The sequence below is a fragment of the Halobium salinum genome (genome assembly GCF_026586625.1).
Lineage (GTDB): Archaea > Halobacteriota > Halobacteria > Halobacteriales > Haloferacaceae > Halobium > Halobium salinum.
On sequence record NZ_JAODIW010000009.1, the window covers coordinates 75,004 to 97,733 of the forward strand.

Below are 22,730 nucleotides of genomic sequence, written 5' to 3' on the forward strand. Positions count from 1 at the left end.
CCCGGTGCCGAATGGTTCCGTTCGACCTACTCCTCCCGCTCGTGCTCCCTGAGGTCCTTCGGCCGAACCACCCCCGGTCGACCCACCTCCAAGCGGTCGCCGATTCGGATCACCTCCGTCACACGCGGATACTCGTAGGACGCGAGGTCCTCGTGGAGGCTCTTGGGGTCCGCGCCCACCCCCTTCCACATGTCCCAGTGCACGGGCGCGAACCGCTCCAGTCCGAGTTGGTTCACCGCCTCCGCAATCCCCGCGCCGTCGTTGTACCACGTCGTGACCTGCGTCTCGGTCGGGTCGGCTTCGGTCTCGACGATCTTCCCCGTCGTGCCGAACGGGAGCACGCCGAGGTCGAGGTCGAACTCGTCGGCCACGTCTGCGAAGCCGTCCCACGGGCGCGTGTCGCCGCCGGCGAAGAACGTCCCGGAGTCGTGTTCGACGACGTACGTCACGGGCTCGACCGCGTCGGGGTCGTTCGCCCCGCGGACGTGGACCGTCAGGTCGCCGACCTCGAACGCGTCGCCCGGAGCGACCGTGTGCTTCCGGTCGTCGCTCACGTCCACGTCGCCGTCGTAGTCCGCGTCGGTGTACGACGCCTCGGGCGCGTAGAGGTCGGCCCCGAGGTCGTCGACCAGCGGGGCGAACGACGGCGGATGCATGTGGTCGATGTGTTCGTGGGTGACGAGAACGGCGTCGCAGTCGGTGGCGTCCGCCGGGTCCATCGGCACCGGAATCATCCGGACGATACGCGGCGGGTTCCCGTCGCCGAAGTACGGGTCGAGATACAGCGTCGCCTCCGCGGTGCGCAGGACGTACCCGTTGCAGCCGAGATACCAGACGGAGAGCCCCTCCGGTTCGCTCGCCTCTACCTCCCCGCGGACGAACCAGTCGCCCCAGGTGGCGTGTACCATGGGGGCGCTTCTCGGGGGTCGGGCAAAAAAGGACTCGCCGACGGCGATGCCGGAGAGGAGGTCGCTGTCGGTGACGCGCGGTCAGGCGCCGGCGTCGACCCGACCCGTCGGGATGCCGGTCCACGCCGGTGGCGTGGCGGCGCCGAACCAGTTGTCCGCCACGTCGACGACGGTCGCGTCCCGGCCGACGGCGTCGACGACCACGGCGTCGCCCGGCCGCCCCGGCCCCACGGGAGCGACCGCGTGGGCGAACCAGTTGTGGTCGACCCGTGAGCGAGTGAGGGGGACGCCGCGGACGACCACCGCCGACACCGGGCGGCCGTCGGCGCCGTAGGTCGCACGGAAGACGTTGTGGTGGACGTCGAGGTACCGGCCGGCCTGCCGGCCGAGCGCCGGGTGGACCTCCTCGCCGCGGTGCATGTCGACGACGTGTGCGTACGTCCGCGGCCCGAAGTAGCTGTTCAACAGCTCGTACCCCGCGTCACGGGCGCCGATACAGGCGACCGCGTGCCGGTTGCCGTCGGCGTAGAGAAACTGCAACAGCGCCTCGCCGTGGCGGACGACGACCCCGTAGCCCAACCCCGAGAGCGCGTTGTCGAGGAGCTGACAGTGGTGGACGTGCGTCCCGGACACCGTCCCGTCGCGGCCGACTTCGACGCCGGCGTGGCCCCACCCGCGGAGCAGACACCGGTCGACCTCGACCCGGCTCCCGACGACCCCGGCGCCGGCCGACTCCAGACGCCAGTCGTACGCCGTCGGTCCCGACAGTGGCCCCTCGATTCGGAGTCCCGTCAGTCGGCTTCCCGCTTCGAGTCGGAGCAGCGGGCGGGGGGAACGTCGCGTGAAGAGGCGGGCGCCCGGCCGTCCGCTCCCGCGGTCGGAGGCGAGCACACAACGACGGGGGAGGCGGAGTCCCCGCTCCGCCGTACAGTCGACCTCGCAGTCGCCGTCGACCCAGAGGGTCTCGCCCGGTCGGAGCGCCCCGAGGGCCTCGCCGAGCGACCGCCCGTCACCGGGCTGGAGAACGTCGTCCGCGTCGTCCTGGCCGACCGACCCCCCGACCGGCCACACGCGGCCCCACAGTGGGCGGACCGAACCGGGCGGTCCCTGCAGTCGGCGCCCGCTCGTCCCGCCCACCCCGCCGACCCCGGGCAGGTCGCCGGCGCTCACCACACCGCCGCTCCGGCCGCGTCCGACGAGACCGACACCGACGACGCCGAGGAACCGACGCCTGTCCATGCTTCTCCTCGGCGCGGAGCACGCTTCACGACGGCGTAACCCCCCCGAAGCCACCCGGTGGAAACCACCCGGAGGGAATCGGCTTTCCAGCGCGTCACCCGCCTACCGACGGGGAGCCGACGCATCGACGGCGGGACGGGTCACCCGGTCGGTCGAGGGAGGGGTTTCGGCGGGTCGACGGCGCCGACCGCCCGCACCGCGGCCGTTACCGGTCGGCGACGAGGTGAGCCGACCCACCGGGGCTACCAGCCGGTGACCACGCTACGTCGCTCTCACGGCTCCACGCGGGGGGAACCACCGTACCGAGGTTACCCGCCCCGACGAAACCGCCGTATCGAGGGGCGGCGACGACACCACCCGTCGTACTGAGGCTAGGTTCTGAGGTATCAGGCGGGTGTGGTCAGCGCGTTGGGGGGTCTGCGGCCGCCGAAGCGGTTGCCGTCGACGGCCACGTCCGCCGCCCGGAGGTCCGGCACGGAGAAGTAGAACGCGTCGCCCGGGGCGCCGACCCCCGTCGGCGACGCCTCGTGGGCGAACCAGTTGTCGACGACTCGGGCACCCTCGACGGGTCGGCCGCGGACGAACACGGCCGTCTGGGGCTCGCCGGTGGTCACCCGCCGCGTCGCGCGGAAGACGTTGTGGTGAACGTCGAGGTACCGGCCGGCCTGCGAGCCGCCGCGGCGCCCCGACTCGTCGCCGCTGTGCATGTCGACGGACTGGAGCACCGTCCGCGGGCCGAACACGTTGTACCGCGCCTCGTAGCCCGCGTCGGCGTACCCCGAGCAGGCGACCCCGTGGCGGTTGTCGTCGAGGTAGTTGTGCTGGAACAGCGCCTCGCCGTGGAACAGCGCGGCGCCGTAGCCTAGGTCGGTCATGAGGTTGTCGACGAGGTCACAGCCGTGGACGTGCGCGCCCGACACCGGCCCGTCGCGGCCGATTTCGACGCCGGCGTGGCCCCAGCCGCGCAGGACACAGCGGTCGACTTCGACGCCGTCGCCGACGACCGCGACGCCGGTCCCTTCCCGGCGCCACGAGTAGGGGCCGAAGCTCGTCCGCGGCCCCTCGACTCGGAGCCCCGTCAGTCGGCTCCCATCGTCGAGACGGAACAGCGGGGCCGGGTCGTCCTCGACGACGATACGCGCGCCCGCGCCACCCGACCCGCCAGACTCGCTCGGTTCGCCCGAGCCGTCCGACTCGCCCGGTTCGCCCGCCAGGCTCGACCCGTCCGGCTCGACCGGCCCACCCGACGCGAGGGTCACGCCGGGCGGAACGCCCAGCCCCTCGTAGCCGGTCAGGTCGAGCGTCAGGTCGGCCGGGAGACGGACCACGTCTCCCGGACGGGCGCTCCGGAGGGCGACGACGAGGTCGGTCGCGGTGTCGACGACGACGCCCTCGCCGGGGTCGCGCGGGCCGACCGGCCACGACTCGTCGGCGTCGACGAGCGACTCGGGGTCGACGACACTGCGCACGCCGACGCTCGGGAACGCGTCGAGCACGTCCGGGAGCGGGTACGCGTATCCGGGGTCTACGTCGGCTCGGTTCGCTCCACCCGACTCCGCGGTGTCGACGCGTTCGGTGTCGTCGTCGCCGGCGGCGCCGCTGTCGGCGCTCGCGCCGTCGGAGGGGCGGTCGGCTCGCGACCCGTTCGGGGCGGCGGTCGTCTCTCGGTTCGATATCTCGCCTCGCGGCGGCGACCGACCGGCACAGCCGGCGACGCCCGCACCGAGGAGGGCGAGGAGGCGGCGTCGTCGCACGCGCCCGCCTTTCGGGACCGGGGTGAAAGGAAATTGTACGGTACCGTGACTGTACGCTCGCGCTACTGGACGGGCGGGGCGAGCCTTCCGGCGGTAGGCCGCCCACCGCACGCCGTAAGCGGTCGTTTTCGTCCGGCCGAGGGGGACTCGGGAGCGAGGAGGGTCGTCGCGGTCCGGCGGCGTCGGCCGGTTCGCTGAAGCCGGCCGGTCGTGTATGCCGGGACGCAATGTCAGCCGACTCCGACGAGGCACGCTTCGAGGTGTATCTCCACCCGGCGGAGGGTGGCCCGGAACTCGACTCTCCGCTCACGACCGACTACATCCACTACTACGAGTCCGGCGTCTGGCTCGACCACGCCGACGGCCAGGCGTTCTTCCCCTACGGGGAGGTCCGGACCATCGTCGACCACGAAGAGGAGATGGGCGAGTACGCCGGCCGCGACGAGGGTGTGGAAGGCGAAGCGGAAGCCGAGGACGAGGTGGCCGAGGAAGACGACGAGGAGTAGCGACGAACGGTCGTCGTGCCGGTATCGGCGGCCGAGAGACGGTCGCTACTCGTACACGCGGCCGCCGTTGCGGTTATTCTGGATGTAGTCCCAGTCGTACTCGACGCCGAGGCCCGGTCCGTCGGGGACGGGGACGGTGCCGTCGTCGTCGATTGAGTCGAGTTGGTCGTCGTAGTCGCCGGCGTACACCGGCGCCGTCGTGTTCTCGCAGTCGGGGTGGACCAGCGCCATCTCGTAGTAGTTCGCGTTGCGGATGGCGGCGATGACGTGGCGCTGGGCCGGGCCGGGCGAGTGAACCTCCACGTCGAGGCCGTGGCCCTCGGCGACGTGGGCGATCTTCATCGCGCCGGTGATGCCGGCGTCGTACTCGGGGTCGGCGCGAACGAAGTCGGTGGCGTCGTTGTCGATGAAGTCCGTATGGCTCTCCAGTCCACGAACGTGCTCGGTCTGCAGCAGCGGCGTGTCGATGTTCTCGCGGAGCTTCCGGTGGGCGTGCTGGGAGATGCCGCCGTCGCGGTAGGGGTCCTCGTACCAGTAGAACTCCTGTCTATCACACTCCCGACCGACCTGCAGCGCGTCGGCGAACGTCTCGTACTCGCAGGCGGGGTCTATCATCAGGTCCAGCTCGTCGCCGACGCGCTCGCCGACGGCCCGGACCGTCTCCACCTCGCGGTCGATGTCGCGGGCGACGTCGCTGCCGCCCCAGCCGTGTATCTTGAACCCGCCGTACCCCATGTCGGCACACTGCTCGGCGAAGTCGGCGTACGCCTCCGGACCGTCGAGACCGCCGTTGTCGTCGGCGTGGTACGTCGAGGCGTACGTCGGGAGTCGAGTGCGGTAGCTGCCGAGCAGTTCGTGGATGGGGGCGTCGTAGTGCTTGCCCGCGAGGTCCCACAGCGCGATGTCGACCGGGCCCATCCCCATCCGGTCGTACTTCCGGAGGCCGCGTTTGATCTCGCTCCAGTGGCGCTCCCGTCGGAGGGGGTCGCGGCCGATGAGGTAGTCCGCGATTTCGTGGAACTCGGCGAACGCGGGGGAGTTGCCGCCGACGAACCGGCCGGTGACGTCCTCGTTCGTGTGGACTTCGATGGCGAACAGTCGCCGTTCGGTCGTCGACCCCGGCTCGTAGACGAGGTTGAACCCCTCGTCCTTCCCGACGTCGTCCAGGGGGTAGGAGAACTCGGTCGTCTCGATGCGCGTAATTTCGAGCGACATGTGCGGGGAGACTCCCGTCGCCGACGTAAGTGTACGGGGACCTGACGGTCCCGCCAGGCTACAGCCACCGGCTCATCGCCTCGCGGTGGAACGCCACGGCGTCGTCGCCGTCGACCTCCGGGTACAGGGGTCGGGTCACGACACCTCGCCCGTCGACGGCCGACCTGACGACCGCGACGAGCCGGTAGACCGCCGGGACCTCGGGGTAGTCGCGGTGCTCGCGGTACCCCTCGCGGAACGCCTCACGCAGACGGTCACGCTCCCCGGGGACGTACCAGTCCGCGACGAGGTGTTCGACCTTCGCGACCGCGAGCCCGGGGTCGGCCGCGAGCGGACCGTCCCAGTCGAGAAACGCCGTAACCTCGCCGCCGGCGACGAGGGCGTTCCCCGGCCGGAGGTCCCACGGGTAGAGCCGCGACGGCGGTCGGCTCGGGAGCTCCGCCCCGTCCACCGCCGTCACGACGGCATCCCGGAGGTCGTCGAACGGTGCCGGGAGCGCCCTCGCGCCCGCCCGCGCGTACGTGTCGAACCACGTCCGCCACTCGGTCTCGGTCGCCTGCCCGTCCGCCCCGTCCGCCCGCCACCTCCGCTCGCCCACCGCGTCGTCGTGGACGGTGACCGGACCGTACCCCTCGAAGTCGAACGCTTCGTGGAGCTCTGCGAGCGACCGTCCGAACACGGCGGCGATGCGACGCCGGGCCTCGGCGTCGAGGTCGACGAACCGTTCGTGGAGGTCCTCGCCGGGGACGCGTTCGAGGACGACGTACTGCCGGGCAGGCTCGTCCCCTCGGCTCTCGCTCGGGGCCGTCTCCGCCGGTGGGTCCGCGGCCGAGAGCCACCCTTCGGCGAGCACGCGCGGCACCGGAATCGAGGTGCGCTCGCGGACGCCCCGAAGCAGCGTCGCCGCGGTACGGAGGTCGGCTCCGTCCCCGGCCCCGACTTGCACGACGACGCTCTCCCCGTCGGCGAACGTCACGAGGGCGGTCGACTTGGTGTTGCCGCGGGCGGCCGGCCGCGTCGCCACCGCCTCGCGGTCCGGGAACTCGCGGGCGAGGACGGCGAGGGTCTGGGCGTCGGGTCGGCCGTCCCACCGCCGCTCGCCGGTCATCCGTCCGGCCCGCCCACCCCGAGCGCGTCGCCGAGGTCGTTCAGGTGTCGCAGGACGTAGTCCGGGCGGTCGTCGTCGGGGTCCGGGCGGCCGTCCCCGTCCCCGTCCGTCCCGCCGACGTACCACGCGGCCCGGAGCCCGGCCGCTCTCGCGCCGGCGACGTCGTACTCGAATGAGTCGCCGACGTGGAGCGCCGCGACGGGGTCGACGCCGAGAGCGTCGAGCGCGCGGTCGAACGGCTCGCGGTGGGGTTTCCGCCGGGGGAGGTCGCCGGCGAACACGACCGCGTCGAAGGCGTCGCCGAGGTCCAGCGCCGTCAGTTTCGTCGCCTGCCGGTGCTCGGGACCGTTCGTCACGAGGCCGACCGGACCGTTCTCGCGCGCCGACGAGAGCGCTGCCGGAGCGCCGGGGAGCACGGAGACGGCGGTGTTGTCGACGGTCGCGAGAAAGCCGTCGGCCAGGGCGTCGGCGTCGACGGTGTGGCCGTGGTGGTCGGCGACGGCGGCGAACCCTCGGGCGAGGTAGGTCGCCTCGTCGTTCGGCGTGGGCGGGCCGTCGAGCGACGCCCACAGCTCGTCGGGCCGGCCGAACGGTTCGACGCCGGCGGCCTCGAACGCGCCGCGGTAGAGGGTCTCGCCGGATTGGTCGCCCCGACAGAGCGTTCCGTCGAGGTCGAAGAGGACGGCGTCGAAGTCACTCACGGGCGTAGTACGTCTCCTGACGGCAAAAACGTCGTACGACGGCCGCGGCTGGCGGGTAGGTCGGTGGGCGCCGTTCGACAGCTCCCGGTCGTCGCCCCCGCTGGTTCAGCGGTTCGACGGCAGGCCGGTGACACGCCAGCAGTTGCCGCGGCCGCCGACTCGCTCGAGTTCGAGGGGGACGCTCGCTCCGGCCGGGAGCTGTGCGAGCGTCTCCTTCAGGTCGCCGTCCGCGTACTCGACGACGTGTCTGGTGTCGTTGGTCGCCGTCGCCTCGACGGTCATCGCACCGTGGTCGTTCATCGATCGGACGACGGATACCGTCGTGGGTTCGATCCGCGCTTTGGATTGGGTCTGCATCATGGTGTTCTCCTCCCGTTCCGGTCGCCCCCTGTCCCCCGGCGCCGACGACGTGCTGCCTACGTCGCCGGCGGGGCGCCCGGCGTCGATTCCGATTACGAGAGCATGGTTATGAACCTCGCGACCGTTGGCACCGATTTCAAGCGCGACTGACATCTAAATGGCTGATTAACCGTCGATTCGGCGGCTGTCGGGTTTGCTACCTCGTGAACGTTCGTGAAGAAACGGCTGTGGCGCGCGCCGAGAACTCCGGACGCGGTGGTGTCCGGTCGGCGCGGTTGGGGGTGGCGACGGGGTTGCGTTCGGCGTCGGTCTCCCGTTTCTATTGATTCGATGTCATTTACAATACGGCTACGGGCTGACAGACAGGGAGTGACCGGACCACGTGACTGGGCGACACGCTGGGGGTTCGTAGCTGGCCTAGCCGGCGCCGCGGTGGTGGGCAAGGGCGGTGCAGCACACGGGCTCCCGGAGGATGCGGATTCGAACGGGATGCTCGTTTTCACGTACGACGACGGACACGACGACGATTACACGAAGCTCTACCAGGGGGCTCATCGGCCGGAGGGGGCGCCGGCCTGCACGGCGGTGGTCACGAACCGTATCGGCATCGACGACTTCCTGAGCGGCGAACAGCTGCGTGAGATGCAGGACGAAGGCGGTTGGGGAGTCCTCTCACACACGCATCGGCATCGGTGGCTGGCTCCAGTCGACCTCACACGGGACGCCCGAGCCGGAGATACGCGGCTCTACACGGAGACGTGGCAGCACGGTAAACTCTCCGGAGACCCGATCGAGGTCACCGACGGGGCTCGAAGCGAGGTCGTCCGCGTGGCGGGTGCGGACAGAGACGTGCCGTTCGTCGAGCTTCGGGAGCCACTCCAGAACGACTACCGGGTCGCCGACGGCGCGTACGAGCGGTACGACCCCTCGTTCGTCGACGCGACGTTCGCCGAGTCGCGACAGACGCTGCGGCGGGCGTTCGGTCCGGGCGCGGGGAACCACCTCGTGCTCCCGTACAGCCAGTACGGCCCCTCGACGCGGGGCCTCGTCGGGGAGCACTTCGTCGGTGTCACCGACGCGGGCTCACACGCCGCGTACGACGTCAAGGGACTGAACCCCGTCGACCGCATCGAGCTCCCGAACCTGTCGCGGGAGTACTTCTCCGAGCGACGGATGACCGACGCGCAACTCGGTGCGTGGCTCGACGAACTCGCGGCCCGCGACGCGCTCGGTATCCTCGGGAGCCACTCGTGGGACGAGACGCTCCCGGTGGAGCGGGTTCGGTGGACGATTCGGCAGGCGAGGGCCCGTGGAATAGATATCGTCACGCTCTCGGAGGCGCTCTCGCGACTGGGGCTGATGACGGGGGAATCGGCGCCGTCGACAACCGAGACGAAGACGCCCGAGACGACGACGACCAGGACGACCGGAACGACGGAGACGACGACCGGGACGCCCGAGACGACGGAGACGACGACGCCCGAGACGACGGCGGGGTCGTCTTCGCCGGCGACCGTCACTTCGGAGCCGACGACGTCCCCGGAGACGCCGGCCAGCGAGGAAGAAGACACGAAGCCGGACGACGACGGGTCGGACGGCCGCGGAGCCAGCGGTGGTGGCGGTGGCGGTGTCGACGTGAGCCAAGAGGGAGGACTCGGCATCCGGAACGTCGACGTCGCGAACACGACGCTGCTGGTCGGCGACGAGGTTCTCGTTACGGTCACCGTCTCCAACACGGACGTCATCCCTCGCTCTCGGACGTTCGAGCTGACGCTCGGCGGGACCGCTCTCGACGCCGAACGCGTCTTCGCCGACAGCGGCGAGGAGCGGACGTTCGAACTCGCCGGTCGGGTCACCTCGCCGGGCGAGTACGAGCTAGCCGTCGGCGCTCAGACGACGACCGTTCTCGTCGAGGGGCGCGACGACCCGACCTCCCAGGTCACGACCGAACTCACACCGACGCCGACCACGGTCCGTCCCTCCCCGAGCGCGACGACCGAGCGGGTGGCGGAGGCGGGACTCCAGGACGCGACGGAGCCGGGGACGGCCTCGGACGAGCGGAGCATCACCACCCGAGACGGCGACGCACTCTCCCTTCCGCTCGAGATACTCGCCGTCGTCGTCGGACTCGGGAGCGCGGCGGCGTACCTCTTCTCTCGTCGGGGCGGGGACGGTCCGGAGGAGTAGCGGGTCGGTGCCGGGGAGGGGGACCGCTCTTCTCACCCCGCCTCGTTCCGATTAGTCACCGATACTCCGGTTGGACCGACGTATCGTAGCGCCATTTAAATACCGCGCCGAACGTCGTGCGACGGAATCCCACACAATAGTTAATACATATCCGCCTGCAAATGTTGCCATGGACGCCGTCAGTCCGACCGACGTCCGCACCGTACGCAGGGGAGCGCGAGAATCCCACGCATCGGTACTGGGGACAGGACTGGCGACGGCTCGGGGACCGACACCGAGTGCGGCAGGGGACGGCGGTCGACGGACCCGGACCGAGGGAGCGCCGTGAACGGCCCTCGCCCGCGGTGACAGTGCCAGACACCGGTCCGCGAACGCGGCGGCGCCGCGCCTCGCGGTCCGAGAGCCACAGCCACAGACACCTGGACCGACCCACCATGAGCGTACTCGACGACGGACCCGACGAATCGCCCTCGATCAGCTACCTCGACGGGGAGGGGCTCCCGACCGAGACCCCCATCGACGTCGACGACGAGACGCTCCTCGGCGTCTACAAGCACATGCGGCTGGCTCGCCGGTTCGACGAGCGGGCGCTCTCCTGGCAGCGTCAGGGGCGAATCGCGACGTACGCCCCGATGCGTGGACAGGAGGCCGCACAGGTCGCGAGCGCCTACGCCCTCGACCGCGAGGACTGGCTCTTCCCGACCTACCGGGACCACATCGCGAAGGTCGTCCACGGGATGGAGCTCTCCCAGCTTCTGACGACGCTGCGCGGCGTCGGCGACGGGTACGCCGTTTCGGAGGGTGTCAACGTCATGCCGGAGTACATCCCTATCGCCACCCAACTCCCACACGCGGTCGGCATGGGGATGGCCTCGAACTACCGGGACGACGACCGGGTCGTCCTCGCCTACCACGGCGACGGCGCGACCAGCGAGGGGGACTTCCACGAGGGACTGAACTTCGCGGGCGTGTTCGACGCGCCCGTCGTGTTCTTCTGCAACAACAACCAGTGGGCCATCTCCGTCCCGCGCGAACGCCAGACAGCGGCGCCGACCATCGCGCAGAAAGCACAGGCCTACGGCTTCGAGGGTGTCCGCGTCGACGGGACCGACCCCATCGCCGTCTACGCGGCCACCCGTGACGCCGTCGAGAAGGCGCGGAACCCCGGTCCCGGTGAAGCCCGCCCGACGCTCATCGAGGCGGTTCAGTACCGACTCGGCGCCCACACCACCGCCGACGACCCCTCTGTCTACCGGGACGGCGTCCCCGAGGAGTGGGCCGAGAAGGACCCGCTCCCGCGCTTCGAGACGTTCCTCCGGGAGACCGGCCGGCTCGACGACGAGCTGGACGACGCCATCCGCGGCTGGGCCGAGACGGAGGTCGCCGAGGCCATCGAGGCGGCCGAGACCGCCACCGACTCGCCGGCGGACCTCTTCGAGCACATGTACGACGAACTGCCGGCCGCCCAGCAGGAGCAGCTCGCCGAACTGCAGGCGCTCGTCGAGGAGTACGGCGAAGACGCGCTGACGCGCGAGTAGAGCCGTCGCGCGCCGGTTTTTAAGTGAGAGCCGCTCGACCCCCGAGCATGGACATCGAGGAGTTCTTCGAGACGATGCCGTTCGCCGACCTCGTCGGCGTCGAACTGACGAGCGTCGAGGACGGCCACGCGGAGGGTCGCGTCGAGATGCGCGAGGAGCTCTCCTGGAACGCCGACCGGCAGATGGCCCACGGCGGCGTCACGTTCACCCTCGCGGACACCGTCGGCGGCGCCGCGCTCGTCTCGGTAGTCGACCAGCCGGTACCGACCATCGACATGCGTATCGACTACCTCAGCGCCGGCACCGGCGACCTCACCGCCGAGGCCGACGTGGTCCGAGTCGGCGGCGACGTGGGCGTCGTCGACGTCTCGGTGTACGTCGACGACGAACACGCCGCCGAGGCCCGCGGTGTGTACAAGACGGGGTAATCGGGTACGACCGAGGCCACTGTTTGTTCAGGGAACGTGAGTGATGGGGCGGTGACCACGGCCCTCGGAAGCCCCACCCACGATGGTTGGCTGGGCCGGTCGTCGTCACTCCTCTCGAACGCGAACCTTCTTGTCCGAAAACGGAACCACGGCCTCGTGTGTCCTGACCCGGGCGCGAGGTCGGCTTCGGCGGGTGTGCGGCGCGCCGCCTCGTGATATCCGACGCCACGCGCCGCCTGCTCGCCCCTTTAGGACCGCACCGAGCGACCGTCCTATCGCACCTCGGGGGCGACCTCCGCTCCCAGTCGCTCCACGCAGTCGACCATCCGGTCCGTGCCGACGCCGGGGAAGTACGTGCGGAAGACGAAGTGCACGTCCTCGTCGTCGACGCCGGCGTCGGCGAGCGCCTCGCGGTACTCGTCGAGCCCCGCGACCACCTCCTCCGGCGTGCCGAATATCGCCTGCTCCTTCAGTTCGGCCTTCCGTTCGTCGTCGAGTTCCTCGACCGCCTCGCCGGAGAATATCTCGGCGTACCGACGCTGGAGGTAGAAGTAGCCGTCTCTCATCGCCTCCCACGCCTCGTCCTCGGAGTCGCCGACGAACCCGTGCTGGAGCACGTAGTACGTGAAGTCGCCGTCGAGGCCCTCCTCCTCGCGCACGTTCCGAATGTCGGCGGCGCGCTTGCGGACGCCGTCGACCGAGAGCGCCGAGGGCGCACACCAGGCGTCGGCCTCGCGGGCGGCCCGGCGGACGGCGGGTCTGGCGGAGCCGCCGAGCATGATCGGCACCTCGCCGTCTGGTTTCGGCGTCACCGACGTGTCGGCCGAGATTGCGTGGAACTCGCTGTCGTAGTCGAGCGGGCCTGCGGACCACGCGCCGCGGAGCACCGACACCGTGTCGGCGAGGCGTTCCGCCCGCTCCTCCCGCGGGACGCCGAACTCCGCGAACTCCCGGGGGTTGGAGCCGATGGCGAGTCCGAGCGTCAGGCGTCCGTCGGACAGGAGGTCGACCGTCGCGGCGTCCTCCGCGAGGCGGACGGCGTCGTACAGCGGCGCGAGCGCGATGCAGGAGCCGATCTCGATCTCCTCCGTCGCGGCGGCCAGCGCGCCGAGCGCCGGCATCGTCCCCGAGAGGTAGCCGTCGTCGAGGAAGTGGTGCTCCGAGACCCACGCGCTGTCGAGACCGGCGTCCTCGATGGCGTCGGCGAGCGTGAGCATCTCGTCGTACAGGTCGCTCGTCGGTCGGTCGTCGTCCGGGCGTCGCTGACAGGTGAACAGCCCCGTCCCGATGTCCATGGTCGACCGTCCGGTGGCTCCGGCTTAGTCCTTCCTCCGCGGGGCCGCCCCCGGCAGTCGCAACGTTCGCCGACGCGCGACTTTTTGCCCTCGCCGCCCCTCTCTGTGGCCATGCGAACAGTCACGAAAGCGGCGGTCGTCGCCCTCGGTGCGGTCGGTGTCTGGTCGGCGTACCGGACCTACTCCGACCGGCAGACGGAGTCGGTCGACTACGAGGTCGTCGACCACCTCGGTCGGGTCGAACTCCGGCGCTATCCCGACACCGTCGTCGTCGAGACGACGGCCTCGGGCGACGGCACCGCCTTCCGGCGCCTGTTCCGATACATCGCCGGCGACAACGTCGTCGACGAGGAGATTTCGATGACGACGCCGGTCGCGACGGAGTCGACGGAGGCGGCCGAGGACGGTTCGACCGAGATACCCATGACGACGCCGGTCGCGACGGAGTCGGCGGAGTCGGGCGTTCGGATGCAGTTCTTCCTCCCGAAGCACTACACCGCCGAGTCGGCGCCGAAGCCGACCGACGACTCGGTGACGGTGCGGGCGATTCCCGGCCGGACGGTCGCGGTCCTCCCGTTCACGTGGTACGCGACGGACCGCCGCGTCGAGAAGAAGACCCGCGACCTGCTCGCGACGCTGACCGAACACGGCGTCTCGCCGACCGGCGAGCCGTTCGTCATGCAGTACGAGGGGCCGGGGACGCCGCCGTTCATGCGTCGCAACGAGGTCGCCGTCGAGGTACCGACTCGCTGACCGACTCGAACGAGCCGACGCGGGGTGGGTCGACCCGGCCGATTCAGTAGTCGATTCGCGTGATTTCCTCCACCGGCCACTGGCTCAGCACCTCGACGCCGTTCTCGCGGACGACGACCATCTCCTCCACCCTGACGCCCTGCCGGCCGGCCGGCTCCTGTGTCTCGACGGCCATCGTCATCCCCTCCTCGATTTCGATGGGGTGGTCGGGGGAGAGCCCGCGCCAGACGAGGGGAACTTCGTACAACTGGAGCCCCAGCCCGTGTGCCCAGTGATTCGTCGTCAGCTGCCAGTGTTCGTCCGCGTCGTAGAAGTCGGCGTGTTCGCCCTCCATATCCGGGAACCCCCGGGCGATGTCGTCCGTGGTGGCCCCCGGCTCGATTCGTTCGAGTACGTCGTAGAGGTTGTCGCGGGCGGTCTCGTAGGCGTCTCGCTGCTCCTGCGTAGGTTCGCCCATCGAGAACGTCCGGTAGTAACACGAGCGGTAGCCGAGGTAGCCGATGTTGTAGAAGTCGGCGTAGACGAGGTCACCCGGTCGAATCATTCGGTCGGTGGTGTTCGCCTGATGCTTCGGCCAGGTGTTCGGTCCCGAGGTGAGGTAGCCGCCCTGGGCCATCGCCCCGTGACGCCACAGTTCGCGGACGGCGTCGCCCCACACCTCGGACTCGCGCTTCCCGGGTTCGGCTTCGTTCTTGATGGCCTGGAACCCGGCTTCGCAGATGGCGGCCACCTGCCGGAGACACTCGATTTCGTCGCGCGTCTTCGTCTTGCGGGCGTCCTCCATCACCGCGGCACACTCGGCGGGGCGGAGGTCGACCCCCTGTGATTCGAGCGCGTCGTGGAGGCCGGCGTGGCCCACGTCGATGCCGACCGGTTCCTTCGCGTACCCGTACTCCTCCAGGGCCGAAGCGACACCTTCGGCCATGGTCTCGAGGAGGAACTCCCGGGCGGAGTCGCGCCCGGACGCGCGCGGGACGTTTCCGAGCGCGGGGCAGGCGTACCGAACGTCGGCAAGCCACGGGCAGTTGAACCGCTGGTTGGAGGCGTGGTCGGCGGTGTCCCAGTGGACGACCTGCCCGTCTTCGAGCAGGAGGGAGTAGTGGTCCGCGCCGCTTCCGCCGGTCATCGCGAGGCCGGTGACGTACCGGATGTTCGGGTCGTCGAGGAGGAGCATCGCGCCGAGGCCCGCCTCGTCCATGCGTTCGAGCGCGCGCTCGCGGCGCTCCTCGCGCAGGCGTTTCACGTCGATGCGCTCCTCCCAGTCGACGGCCATCGTCCCGCGGGTACCCTCCATGAACGACCGCTCGTACAGCGACATGGGTTCGGCTTCTTGTGGGTGTGTAATGAATGTACGCCGTAATTCGGTTTCGTCGTCCCGGGTGTCGTCTTGTGAGTTGCGCTTGCCGACGCTTCCGACACGGCCGGAGTGACCTTCGGAAGCGCCCGGCCCCTTTCGGAACCCCCCGACGGCTGTTCGGTGTTCGTCGTCGCCGCGGGGCGTTCTAGGGACGAACCAACACCACCGTGTCCGCAGAAAAACCGCACGAGGGCGCCGGAGCCGACGGCCGCCGTTCGTGTCGCCCTCGGGTTTTATGCTCGGCCGCGACCAGCCTCAGAGCGGATGTACAAGCACGTCGCGCTACTGGTACGTAAACCGGGGATGAGCCACGAGGAGTTCGTCGACTACTGGCAGACGAACCACACGCCCATCGCCCGGGAGATAGAGGCCGTCGTCAAGTACGCGACGGTCCAGCCGGTCACCCCCGAAGCCGCGGAGTTCGACGGGCTCGCCGAGCTGTACTTCGAGGACCTGGACGCCCTGCACGCCGCTCTCGGCTCCGACGGGAACCGCGACTACGACCCGGCGAAGGGGAAAGCGAAGGAAGCGCGCGAGGACGTGGACAACTTCCTCGACATCGAGAGCCGACCGCGGTTCATCGGCGAGGTCGTAACTCAGAAAGACGAGGTCGACGGCGACACCGACGGCCTCTACAAGCACTCGGCGTTCCTCGTCCGCAAAGAGGGGATGAGCCACGAGGAGTTCGTCGACCACTGGCAGAACGAGCACACGCCCATCGCTCGGGAGATTGAGGGCGTCGTCAAGTACGACACCGTTCTCCCGGTCGACGCACCCCACGCCGAGTTCGACGGCATCGCGGAACTGTACTTCGAGGACCTGGACGCGCTGCACGACGCACTCGGGTCGGAGGGCTCCCGCGATTACGACCCGGCGAAGGGGAAGGCCAAGGAGGCCAGAGAGGACGTGAACAACTTCCTCGCCATCGACGAGCGCCCCCGATTCATCGGTCGTGAAACCGTCCAGAAGGACGAGACGCGGTGATTCCGCGCCGATGAGCGACACCGACTCCGACTCGGACCCCGTCGCCGCCTACCGCGAGCAGGTCGAGGCCGCCTTCCCGGAACTCGCCGACGTCGAGGACGAGACGTTGCGCGAGCAGGTCGTCGAGGCGTGGTGTCTCGGCCTCGACCGCGGGGGGTGGCGAGACGTCGAGGACATCCCCTACGCGTGGAACATCGACGAGGTGAGCAACGTCGAGCACGTTCGGGGGGTGACCCGCATCGCCATCCGTATCGCCGAAGAACAGCGCGAGTTCCACGGCGCCGACCCGGACCTCGACACCGTTCGGGCCGCCTGCCTACTCCACGACGTGGGAAAGTGCTACGAGTACGTCGCCCACGTCGACGCCGACCTCGTGGACCCGGACCCCGAGTACGCGACCGAGGAGGTGCCCCACTCCATGTCGGGGTACGCACTGGCCCACGAGGTGGGCTGTCCGCTCGCGGTCCAGCGGGCCATCCCGCACTTCATCGGCGAGATTCCGAAGCGCACGCTCGAAGCCGAACTCGTGACGAGCGCGAACTCGGCGTCCTCGAACGCCATCACACAGGCGACGATGGGTCTCTCGCTGAAGGAGTGGGTGAAGAAGTACTCACAGACACAGGAGTAGGCGGTCGTCGGCGCGGTCGAGGTCACGACGGCCACCCGGCTTCTTCTCGCCCGCGTCCGAAAGCCAGTCGATGGCAGAGTCACCCGAGACGCCGACGAAGCTCAACCTGAACAGCGTCGAAGCCCGCGACCTCGACGAGTTCGACCCCCGACTGAAGGCCGTCGGCTACGAACTCCGACCCGAGGAGATGCGCCCGTCCGTCTGGCAGTTCGACCCCGACGAGCGGATGAACCGTCACTACCACGAGGAGCAGGAGGAACTGTACCACGTCCTCTCCGGGCGGTTCGTCCTCGAACTCGGGGAGAGCGGCGAAGAAGAGATGGAACTTGAGGCCGGCGACGTGACCGTCGTCGCTCCCGAGACGGTCCGGCAACTTCGGTGCGTCGAGCCAGGCGAGGTGTTCGTCGTGGGGGCGCCGCCGGTGAAAGACGACGGCGTGGTTCTGGAGCACGCCGGCGGGGGAGAGTAGTCGAGAGCCGACTACGGAGACGACAGGGGAGAAGACATTTATCGGGTGCCGGAAGTGGGGCCGTATGCACTCCCGCCGCGACGCCCTCCACGCGCTCGCTGTGACCGCCGGCGCCGGCGCTCTCACCGGTCTCGCCGGCTGTGCCGGTGACGCGCCCGCCGGTTCGGGGCCGGGGTCGACGACCGCGTCGGCGCCGACCACCGAGTCGACGACGACCCACTCGACCGACGCGCCTGCACCGACTACGACGACGAGCCGTTCGGCGACCGCCGAACCGTCGTCGCCGACCGACCTCGTCGTCACGGAGACCGCTCCGGCGGGCGCCCCATCGCCGCCGAGCGGGGTGGCGACCGGCGACGCTCCCGACGGTCCGGTCGTGGCGTCGCTCGCGGTCACCGGCCCCGACAGTCGGGACCTCCTCGACGGCAACCCACCGCACTCGCTGTGGGTGGTGAACGCGACGGACCGGCCCCGGGACGTGTCGTTCCGGCTCTCGACGCGCGGGGAGCCGGTCGTCGAGCGGACGGCGACGTTCCCGTCCGGCGGCCGGGCGTTCCTCGAACTCCGGGCGCCGGCGAGCTACGAGGTCGCCGTCGAGTCGGCGGGGAACGCGCTTCGGGAGGCTATCGACGAGTCGTGGTTCGACTGCAACCGCTCGTCGTCGACGGTCGCGGTCGGACCGGATGACGTCGAGATGGAGAGCGTCTCGACGATGCTCGAGTGCGTGTCCGTGACGCCCGACGGGCGGATAGGTGGGCGATGACGCGCCGGTCGCCTCGGCCACCTCTGCCGGTTCGCGCGACCCGCCGGTCGCTGCTCCGCGGCGTCGGCCTCGCGACCGTCGCCGGTCTCGGCGGCTGTCTCACCGCGCGCCGGCTGTCGGTCGAACACGGTCTCGTCGGCGCCGACGACCTCCTCGTGACCGAGATTTCCGAACCCGAAGGGTTGCCGATGCTCCCACCCGGTGTGGACGACGGTAAGGGCGGCGGCGACGGCGACGCCGAGGGCGAGGACGGTGTCGGCGGCGTCGACGGCCGCCCCGAGGGTCCCGTGGTCGCGTCGCTCGCGGTGGCGGGTCCCGACGGCCGGAGCCTCCTCGGCGACGACCCGCCACATTCGCTGTGGGTCGTCAACGCCGCGGGCGAGGCGCGCGCGGTCACCGCCCGGCTCTCGACCGGCGGGGAGTCGGTCGTCGAGCGGACGGCGACGTTCCCGGCCGGCGGCCGGGCGTTCCTCGAACTCCGGGTGCCGGCGAGCTACGAGTTCGTCGTCCGGTCCGGCGGTTCGGAGCGCCGCGAGGACGTGGCCGAGTCGTGGTTCGACTGCAACAGTTCCTCGCAGGTGGTCGTCGTCACCGGGGACGGTATCGAAGCGGCCGGCGTCTCGACGCAGATGGGCTGTCCGTCGCTCCCGTGGGTGTGACCCGTTTCGAGTGCGCGGCGTGACTCAGACCGGGTCCATCCCGGCGTCCCGTCTGAGGGTGTTGACGTACTGGCGGAAGCCGCTCTCGAGGTCGTATTCGGGGTCGTAGCCGAGGTCTTCCCGGGCGGCGGTCATGTCCAGCTTCTGGGTCCACGGGAGTTCGCCCTCGTCGCTGACGGTGAGGTCGGCGTCGGGCATGATTTTCCGCATCGCCTCGACGGCCTCGCGGATGGTGGCGAGTTCGCCGCGGACGTTGTAGATTCGCTTCGAGAGGCGGTTCTCGTCGGTGAACGCCGCGCGGCGGAACGCCTGGGCGATGTCGGCGACGTGCTGCCAGTCGACGTGTTGGTCGCCGTACTCGACGGCGAACGACTCCCCCATCGCGGGTTTCTCGACGATGTTCGCGAGGAACGCCGACCCGCCCGTCTCGCGGTAGGCGCCGTAGGCGACCGTCGGGCGCAGGCCGACGTGGGAGACGTCGTGGTCCTCGAAGTACACCCGCGCCTGGTGTTCGTTGTACTCCTTCGTCGCGCCGTACAGCGTGTCGGGGTAGACGAGGTCCTCCTCGTCGACCCACCAGTCGCCGCCGTCGTCGTAGTTCGTCGGGGGGGCGTAGACGGCCGCCGAGGAGGCCCACGCGACGCGCTCGACCTGGTCGTCGAGGATACGCGCGGCCTCGAACACGTTGTTCGTCCCCTGGATGTTCACGTCCTGGGCGAGTCGAGGATTCTCGCGGGCGGTGGTCGTGAGGAGCGCGGCGAGGTGGACGACGTGGGTCGCGCCGGTCTCCCGAATCGCGCGAAGCACGTCCGTCGGGTCGCTCACGTCGCCGCGGCGAATCGTCACATCGTCTTCGACGTCCAGTTTCTCGAGGATGCGGGGGTCGGTCGAGAGGTCGTAGGCGACCACGTCGTGGCCCGCCTCGACGAGGTCCGCCGCGGTGTACGAGCCGATGAAACCGGTCCCGCCGGTGACTAGAACCGTTGCCATACCGGACGGGCGGGCGATTCGATGAAAAAGGTTTCCCGTTATCGTTCGTGTGGTTCTCGGCTGCAGTCGAGTTCGCGGTTACTCGCGGAGCCGATACTGTCGTACTATCGGCCCCTTTCGGAGCTCCACCCACCGCGCCGTGCCACACCCTCCCCAGCCGACTCCGTCGCTCCCATCGGTCGCTCGGTCGTCCCTCGCACGCCGCTGCCTCGCCGACGAGACGGCTCGCCAGCGCGCGCCACTTCTCTACTCCAACTCGCGAACCTCGCTCGCCAACTCGCTCTCGACGCCACCGGTGTTCTCCGTGCCCGAGGGTTCGAACAATAACATCTCCGCCGTCGGCTCCGCCACGGGGCGGTGCTCCACACTACGCGGCACCACCAGCAGTTCACCCGCCTCCAGCACTACGTCGTCGGCCTCGCGGAACTCGATGCGGAGGCGACCGTCGGTCACCAGAAACATCTCGTCCGCGTCCTCGTGCTCGTGCCAGACGAACTCGCCCTCAGCCTTCGCGAGCTTCACTTCCTGGCCGTTCAACGCGCCCGCCAGCCGCGGCGACCAGGGTTCGTCGAACGAATCGAAGGCGTCGTCGAGGGTCACTTTCTCCACGGAACCGACGAGGCACCCCACGGAGAAGAGCCTGCCCGCCGCCCTACTCGTGAAGCCCGCCCACCTCGTCGTAGAACGACGAGGAGAGCGTCGCCGCCATGTCCTGTTCGCGGTCGATGCGGACGTCGACGACGACGGGGTGGTCCGCGGCCTTCCCGTCCGACAGCGCGTCGCCGAGGGCGTCGGGGTCGTCGACGCGGATGCCCTCCGCGCCGAACCCCTCGGCCACCCTGACGAAGTCGGTGTCGTGGAACTCGACGCCGGCGATGTCTCCCTCCTCGCCCTGCATCTGACGCACCATCCCGAGGCTGGTGTCGTTGAGCACGACGAACGTCGGCGCGACGCCGTACTCGACGGCCGTCTCGACGGCGGTCATCGTCATCGCGAACCCGCCGTCGCCGGCGACCGCCAGCACGTCCTTCTCGGTCGCCATCGCGGCGGAGACGGCGGCAGGGTTCGCCCACCCCATCCCGCCGACGCCGCCGGAACCGAAGTAGGTTCGAACCGCGGGCGTCTGGAGGTAGTTCAGCAGCCAGAAACGGTTGTTCCCGGAGTCGGCCGTCACCAGGGTGTCCTCGTCGACGACGGCCTCTATCTCCTTCACGGCGCGCTGGGGGAGGATGGGACTCGCGTCCGACTCGCACTCGGGCGCCGAGAACGACTCCCGGGCCTCGGCGGCGCGTTCGGCGGCCCAGCCGGTCGGCTCCCGTCGACCAGCCGCCGCGAGGTCCGAGAGCGTCTCCGCGGCGTCGCCGATCAGTCCCACGTCGGCGGGGTACACCCAGCCCGCGTTCCGGGTGTCGATGTCGGCGTGGATAATCGTCTGCTCGTCGGGCCGGATGAACGAGGGCGACTGCCAGTTCGTGTCCATCGGGTTGAGCCGACAGCCGACCACGAGGAGGGCGTCGGCCTCGCTGACGACCTGATTCGCCCCCTCGTGCCCGAACGAGCCGATGACGCCCGCCGCCCGCGCGTCGGTCTCCGGGAACGTCGACTTCCCGAGGTACGAGGTGACGACGGCGGCGTCGTACGCCTCCGCGACGGCGGCGAGTTCGTCGTAGGCCTGCGCCGCGTGAACTCCGTCGGAGCGCCGCTCCGACGAGCCCCCGCTCGCTGCGTCGCCGGCGGTACTACCGCCGGCTGCAAGCGGGACCTTCGGTCCCGACCCGCTCGCGTGGACGCCGTTTCCGGCGATTATCACGGGTCGCTCCGCGTTCTCCAGCACCTCGACCGCGGCGGCGACGTCCTCGGCGGTCGGGCGCGACTGCCAGGTTCGGGTCTGCTCCCGGGCGTCCCAGACGGGCGGCGTCGACTCCTCGGGGAACGCCTCGACGACGGCGTTGCCGTCGAGGACGACGGCCGTCGGCCCTGGACGCCCGGCGACGGCGTGTTTGAACGCGAGTTGGACCGAGCGCAGGGTCTCGGTGGGCGTGCGCGGGAACCAGTGTTCCTTCGTCACGCCGTCCAGAACTTTGGGAAGCGAGAGCCCGCCGTAGTCGCCGCGGGCCTGCTGGTACGGCGCCAGCGTCGAGTAGTCCCCGCGTTCGCTGGCCTCGGTGAGGACGACCATCGGCGAGGAGGCGAGCGAGGCCTCCATCTGGCCGATGAGCCCCAGGCTGCCTATCCAGGGTCCCTGTCCGGAGAGGACGCCGGGTTGCCCCGTCAGGCGGCCGTGGACCTCGGCCATCACGCTCGCCTCGCGCTCGTCGCGCGGGCGCACGAGGTCGACCTCGGAGTCGGGCAGGTGGTCGAACAGCTCGATGACGCGCCCGCCGGGGTAGCCGAAGACGCGCTCGACGCCGAGCTCCTCGAGTGTCTCGACGATGGCTTCGGCGGTGTGCATCAGTTCGGCCCGTCCGTCCCGTCGGCGTCGCTTCCGGTCTCGTCCAGTTGGACCGTCTCCTCCAGGTACAGCGTCGGCCCCTCGTCCCCGTCGACGAACTCCGCGGCGTCGGCCATCACCTGCTGGCCGATTTCGCTGTCGAACGCGGCCTTCAGCGCCGCCATGTCGTCGAAGTAGAGTTCGACCACGCCGTCGTACGCCGACCGCTCGGGGTCCGTCGGTACCGACGTGGTGTACTTCCGGAGTCCGGGCAGCTGGCGCGCGAGTTCGGCGTGCGGTCCCTCCCAGCGCTCGACGAACGCCTCGTGGGTGAGGTCGTCCCGCCGGACGAGCAGGTTCACCATCTTCATCATCGTCCGTGGCATCCGGCGGGCACACCTTCGCTCTGTCGGTGGGTTCGACCGCGTCGCGACGCGGTTCGGCCGGCGTCTCCGTC

Annotated in this window: 23 protein-coding genes; 10 read left to right on the forward strand and 13 right to left on the reverse strand. The window is 70.1% G+C overall.

Going from position 1 to position 22,730, the window contains the following annotated elements; translation table 11 throughout:
• Positions 1-26 precede the first annotated feature (26 nt).
• From N5095_RS18060 to N5095_RS18070, 3 genes are all read right to left on the reverse strand, one after another.
• A complete protein-coding gene (locus N5095_RS18060) occupies positions 27-908 on the reverse strand; it encodes an MBL fold metallo-hydrolase (protein WP_267624562.1) in 882 nt (293 codons plus the stop codon).
• Positions 909-989: 81 nt separating this feature from the next.
• Entirely contained in the window at positions 990-2,147 is a 1,158-nt protein-coding gene (locus N5095_RS18065) for a hypothetical protein (RefSeq protein WP_267624563.1), read from the reverse strand.
• 386 nt (positions 2,148-2,533) lie between these two features.
• The gene (locus N5095_RS18070) at positions 2,534-3,901 is read right to left on the reverse strand and encodes a hypothetical protein (protein WP_267624564.1); all 1,368 of its coding nucleotides are present in this window, start codon (positions 3,899-3,901) and stop codon (positions 2,534-2,536) included.
• Between the two features lie 227 nt (positions 3,902-4,128).
• Here N5095_RS18070 and N5095_RS18075 point away from each other — a divergent pair, with 227 nt between their 5' ends.
• The gene (locus N5095_RS18075) at positions 4,129-4,407 is read left to right on the forward strand and encodes a hypothetical protein (RefSeq protein ID WP_267624565.1); all 279 of its coding nucleotides are present in this window, start codon (positions 4,129-4,131) and stop codon (positions 4,405-4,407) included.
• 45 nt (positions 4,408-4,452) lie between these two features.
• Here N5095_RS18075 and N5095_RS18080 read toward each other — a convergent pair whose 3' ends face one another.
• From N5095_RS18080 to N5095_RS18095, 4 genes are all read right to left on the reverse strand, one after another.
• A complete protein-coding gene (locus N5095_RS18080) occupies positions 4,453-5,622 on the reverse strand; it encodes an enolase C-terminal domain-like protein (RefSeq protein WP_267624566.1) in 1,170 nt (389 codons plus the stop codon).
• Positions 5,623-5,680: 58 nt separating this feature from the next.
• Entirely contained in the window at positions 5,681-6,730 is a 1,050-nt protein-coding gene (locus tag N5095_RS18085; RefSeq protein ID WP_267624567.1) for a phosphotransferase family protein, read from the reverse strand.
• Positions 6,727-7,431, reverse strand: a complete 705-nt coding sequence (locus N5095_RS18090) for an HAD family hydrolase (protein ID WP_267624568.1) — start codon at positions 7,429-7,431, stop codon at positions 6,727-6,729. The genes N5095_RS18085 and N5095_RS18090 overlap by 4 nt, the downstream gene beginning before the upstream one ends.
• A gap of 105 nt (positions 7,432-7,536) precedes the next feature.
• Positions 7,537-7,791, reverse strand: coding sequence for a DUF7999 family protein (locus N5095_RS18095; RefSeq protein WP_464368999.1), 255 nt, complete (start codon positions 7,789-7,791; stop codon positions 7,537-7,539).
• A gap of 369 nt (positions 7,792-8,160) precedes the next feature.
• On the opposite strand from N5095_RS18095, the gene N5095_RS18100 reads away from it, so the two are divergent.
• The 3 genes from N5095_RS18100 (at position 8,161) to N5095_RS18110 (ending at position 11,944) form a co-directional block, all read left to right on the forward strand.
• A complete protein-coding gene (locus N5095_RS18100) occupies positions 8,161-9,978 on the forward strand; it encodes a polysaccharide deacetylase family protein (RefSeq protein WP_267624570.1) in 1,818 nt (605 codons plus the stop codon).
• 434 nt (positions 9,979-10,412) lie between these two features.
• Complete coding sequence (gene pdhA / locus N5095_RS18105) at positions 10,413-11,516, forward strand: pyruvate dehydrogenase (acetyl-transferring) E1 component subunit alpha (RefSeq protein ID WP_267624571.1); 1,104 nt, start codon at positions 10,413-10,415, stop codon at positions 11,514-11,516.
• A 47-nt stretch (positions 11,517-11,563) separates the two neighbouring features.
• Positions 11,564-11,944 (forward strand): PaaI family thioesterase, encoded by a 381-nt coding sequence (locus N5095_RS18110; RefSeq protein ID WP_267624572.1) that lies wholly within the window; start codon positions 11,564-11,566, stop codon positions 11,942-11,944.
• A gap of 272 nt (positions 11,945-12,216) precedes the next feature.
• On the opposite strand, the gene N5095_RS18115 is transcribed toward N5095_RS18110, so the two are convergent.
• Positions 12,217-13,239 carry an LLM class flavin-dependent oxidoreductase gene (locus N5095_RS18115; protein WP_267624573.1) on the reverse strand — a complete coding sequence of 341 codons (1,023 nt, stop codon included), beginning with the start codon at positions 13,237-13,239 and terminating at the stop codon, positions 12,217-12,219.
• Positions 13,240-13,350: 111 nt separating this feature from the next.
• On the opposite strand from N5095_RS18115, the gene N5095_RS18120 reads away from it, so the two are divergent.
• Positions 13,351-13,992: an SOUL family heme-binding protein gene (locus tag N5095_RS18120; protein ID WP_267624574.1), complete on the forward strand. Its 642-nt coding sequence runs from the start codon at positions 13,351-13,353 to the stop codon at positions 13,990-13,992.
• A gap of 43 nt (positions 13,993-14,035) precedes the next feature.
• On the opposite strand, the gene N5095_RS18125 is transcribed toward N5095_RS18120, so the two are convergent.
• Positions 14,036-15,286 (reverse strand): M24 family metallopeptidase, encoded by a 1,251-nt coding sequence (locus tag N5095_RS18125; RefSeq protein WP_267624676.1) that lies wholly within the window; start codon positions 15,284-15,286, stop codon positions 14,036-14,038.
• Positions 15,287-15,613: 327 nt separating this feature from the next.
• Between N5095_RS18125 and N5095_RS18130 the strand changes: the two genes are divergently transcribed.
• The 5 genes from N5095_RS18130 to N5095_RS18150 all read left to right on the forward strand — a co-directional run bounded on the left by N5095_RS18130 (position 15,614) and on the right by N5095_RS18150 (position 18,852).
• A complete protein-coding gene (locus N5095_RS18130; protein ID WP_267624575.1) occupies positions 15,614-16,333 on the forward strand; it encodes an EthD domain-containing protein in 720 nt (239 codons plus the stop codon).
• A gap of 10 nt (positions 16,334-16,343) precedes the next feature.
• Entirely contained in the window at positions 16,344-16,961 is a 618-nt protein-coding gene (locus N5095_RS18135) for an HD domain-containing protein (RefSeq protein ID WP_267624576.1), read from the forward strand.
• Positions 16,962-17,031: 70 nt separating this feature from the next.
• On the forward strand, positions 17,032-17,430 hold the full coding sequence (locus N5095_RS18140; protein ID WP_267624577.1) for a cupin domain-containing protein: 399 nt from the start codon (positions 17,032-17,034) through the stop codon (positions 17,428-17,430).
• 64 nt (positions 17,431-17,494) lie between these two features.
• Positions 17,495-18,193, forward strand: coding sequence for an Ig-like domain-containing protein (locus N5095_RS18145; RefSeq protein WP_267624578.1), 699 nt, complete (start codon positions 17,495-17,497; stop codon positions 18,191-18,193).
• Positions 18,190-18,852, forward strand: coding sequence for an Ig-like domain-containing protein (locus N5095_RS18150; protein WP_267624579.1), 663 nt, complete (start codon positions 18,190-18,192; stop codon positions 18,850-18,852). Before N5095_RS18145 ends, N5095_RS18150 begins: the two co-directional genes overlap by 4 nt.
• 24 nt (positions 18,853-18,876) lie before the next feature.
• Here the strand turns inward: N5095_RS18150 and N5095_RS18155 are convergent, their stop codons facing one another.
• The 4 genes from N5095_RS18155 to N5095_RS18170 all read right to left on the reverse strand — a co-directional run bounded on the left by N5095_RS18155 (position 18,877) and on the right by N5095_RS18170 (position 22,647).
• Positions 18,877-19,842, reverse strand: a complete 966-nt coding sequence (locus tag N5095_RS18155; protein WP_267624580.1) for an NAD-dependent epimerase/dehydratase family protein — start codon at positions 19,840-19,842, stop codon at positions 18,877-18,879.
• A 246-nt stretch (positions 19,843-20,088) separates the two neighbouring features.
• Positions 20,089-20,451: a cupin domain-containing protein gene (locus N5095_RS18160; protein ID WP_267624581.1), complete on the reverse strand. Its 363-nt coding sequence runs from the start codon at positions 20,449-20,451 to the stop codon at positions 20,089-20,091.
• Positions 20,452-20,494: 43 nt separating this feature from the next.
• A complete protein-coding gene (locus N5095_RS18165) occupies positions 20,495-22,294 on the reverse strand; it encodes a thiamine pyrophosphate-binding protein (protein WP_267624582.1) in 1,800 nt (599 codons plus the stop codon).
• A complete protein-coding gene (locus N5095_RS18170) occupies positions 22,294-22,647 on the reverse strand; it encodes an EthD family reductase (RefSeq protein ID WP_390203518.1) in 354 nt (117 codons plus the stop codon). Before N5095_RS18170 ends, N5095_RS18165 begins: the two co-directional genes overlap by 1 nt.
• Between the last annotated feature and the right edge of the window lie 83 nt (positions 22,648-22,730).

Coding starts and splice junctions, on each gene's coding strand:
- N5095_RS18080 (WP_267624566.1), bottom strand. CDS start 5,622: ATGTCGCTCGAAATTACGCGCATCGAGACGACCGAGTTCTCCTACCCC.
- N5095_RS18140 (WP_267624577.1), top strand. CDS start 17,032: ATGGCAGAGTCACCCGAGACGCCGACGAAGCTCAACCTGAACAGCGTC.
- N5095_RS18095 (WP_464368999.1), bottom strand. CDS start 7,791: ATGATGCAGACCCAATCCAAAGCGCGGATCGAACCCACGACGGTATCC.
- N5095_RS18115 (WP_267624573.1), bottom strand. CDS start 13,239: ATGGACATCGGGACGGGGCTGTTCACCTGTCAGCGACGCCCGGACGAC.
- N5095_RS18120 (WP_267624574.1), top strand. CDS start 13,351: ATGCGAACAGTCACGAAAGCGGCGGTCGTCGCCCTCGGTGCGGTCGGT.
- N5095_RS18065 (WP_267624563.1), bottom strand. CDS start 2,147: ATGGACAGGCGTCGGTTCCTCGGCGTCGTCGGTGTCGGTCTCGTCGGA.
- N5095_RS18125 (WP_267624676.1), bottom strand. CDS start 15,286: ATGGAGGGTACCCGCGGGACGATGGCCGTCGACTGGGAGGAGCGCATC.
- N5095_RS18110 (WP_267624572.1), top strand. CDS start 11,564: ATGGACATCGAGGAGTTCTTCGAGACGATGCCGTTCGCCGACCTCGTC.
- N5095_RS18165 (WP_267624582.1), bottom strand. CDS start 22,294: ATGCACACCGCCGAAGCCATCGTCGAGACACTCGAGGAGCTCGGCGTC.
- N5095_RS18155 (WP_267624580.1), bottom strand. CDS start 19,842: ATGGCAACGGTTCTAGTCACCGGCGGGACCGGTTTCATCGGCTCGTAC.
- N5095_RS18060 (WP_267624562.1), bottom strand. CDS start 908: ATGGTACACGCCACCTGGGGCGACTGGTTCGTCCGCGGGGAGGTAGAG.
- N5095_RS18170 (WP_390203518.1), bottom strand. CDS start 22,647: ATGATGAAGATGGTGAACCTGCTCGTCCGGCGGGACGACCTCACCCAC.
- N5095_RS18075 (WP_267624565.1), top strand. CDS start 4,129: ATGTCAGCCGACTCCGACGAGGCACGCTTCGAGGTGTATCTCCACCCG.
- N5095_RS18145 (WP_267624578.1), top strand. CDS start 17,495: ATGCACTCCCGCCGCGACGCCCTCCACGCGCTCGCTGTGACCGCCGGC.
- N5095_RS18130 (WP_267624575.1), top strand. CDS start 15,614: ATGTACAAGCACGTCGCGCTACTGGTACGTAAACCGGGGATGAGCCAC.
- N5095_RS18150 (WP_267624579.1), top strand. CDS start 18,190: ATGACGCGCCGGTCGCCTCGGCCACCTCTGCCGGTTCGCGCGACCCGC.
- pdhA (WP_267624571.1), top strand. CDS start 10,413: ATGAGCGTACTCGACGACGGACCCGACGAATCGCCCTCGATCAGCTAC.
- N5095_RS18085 (WP_267624567.1), bottom strand. CDS start 6,730: ATGACCGGCGAGCGGCGGTGGGACGGCCGACCCGACGCCCAGACCCTC.
- N5095_RS18135 (WP_267624576.1), top strand. CDS start 16,344: ATGAGCGACACCGACTCCGACTCGGACCCCGTCGCCGCCTACCGCGAG.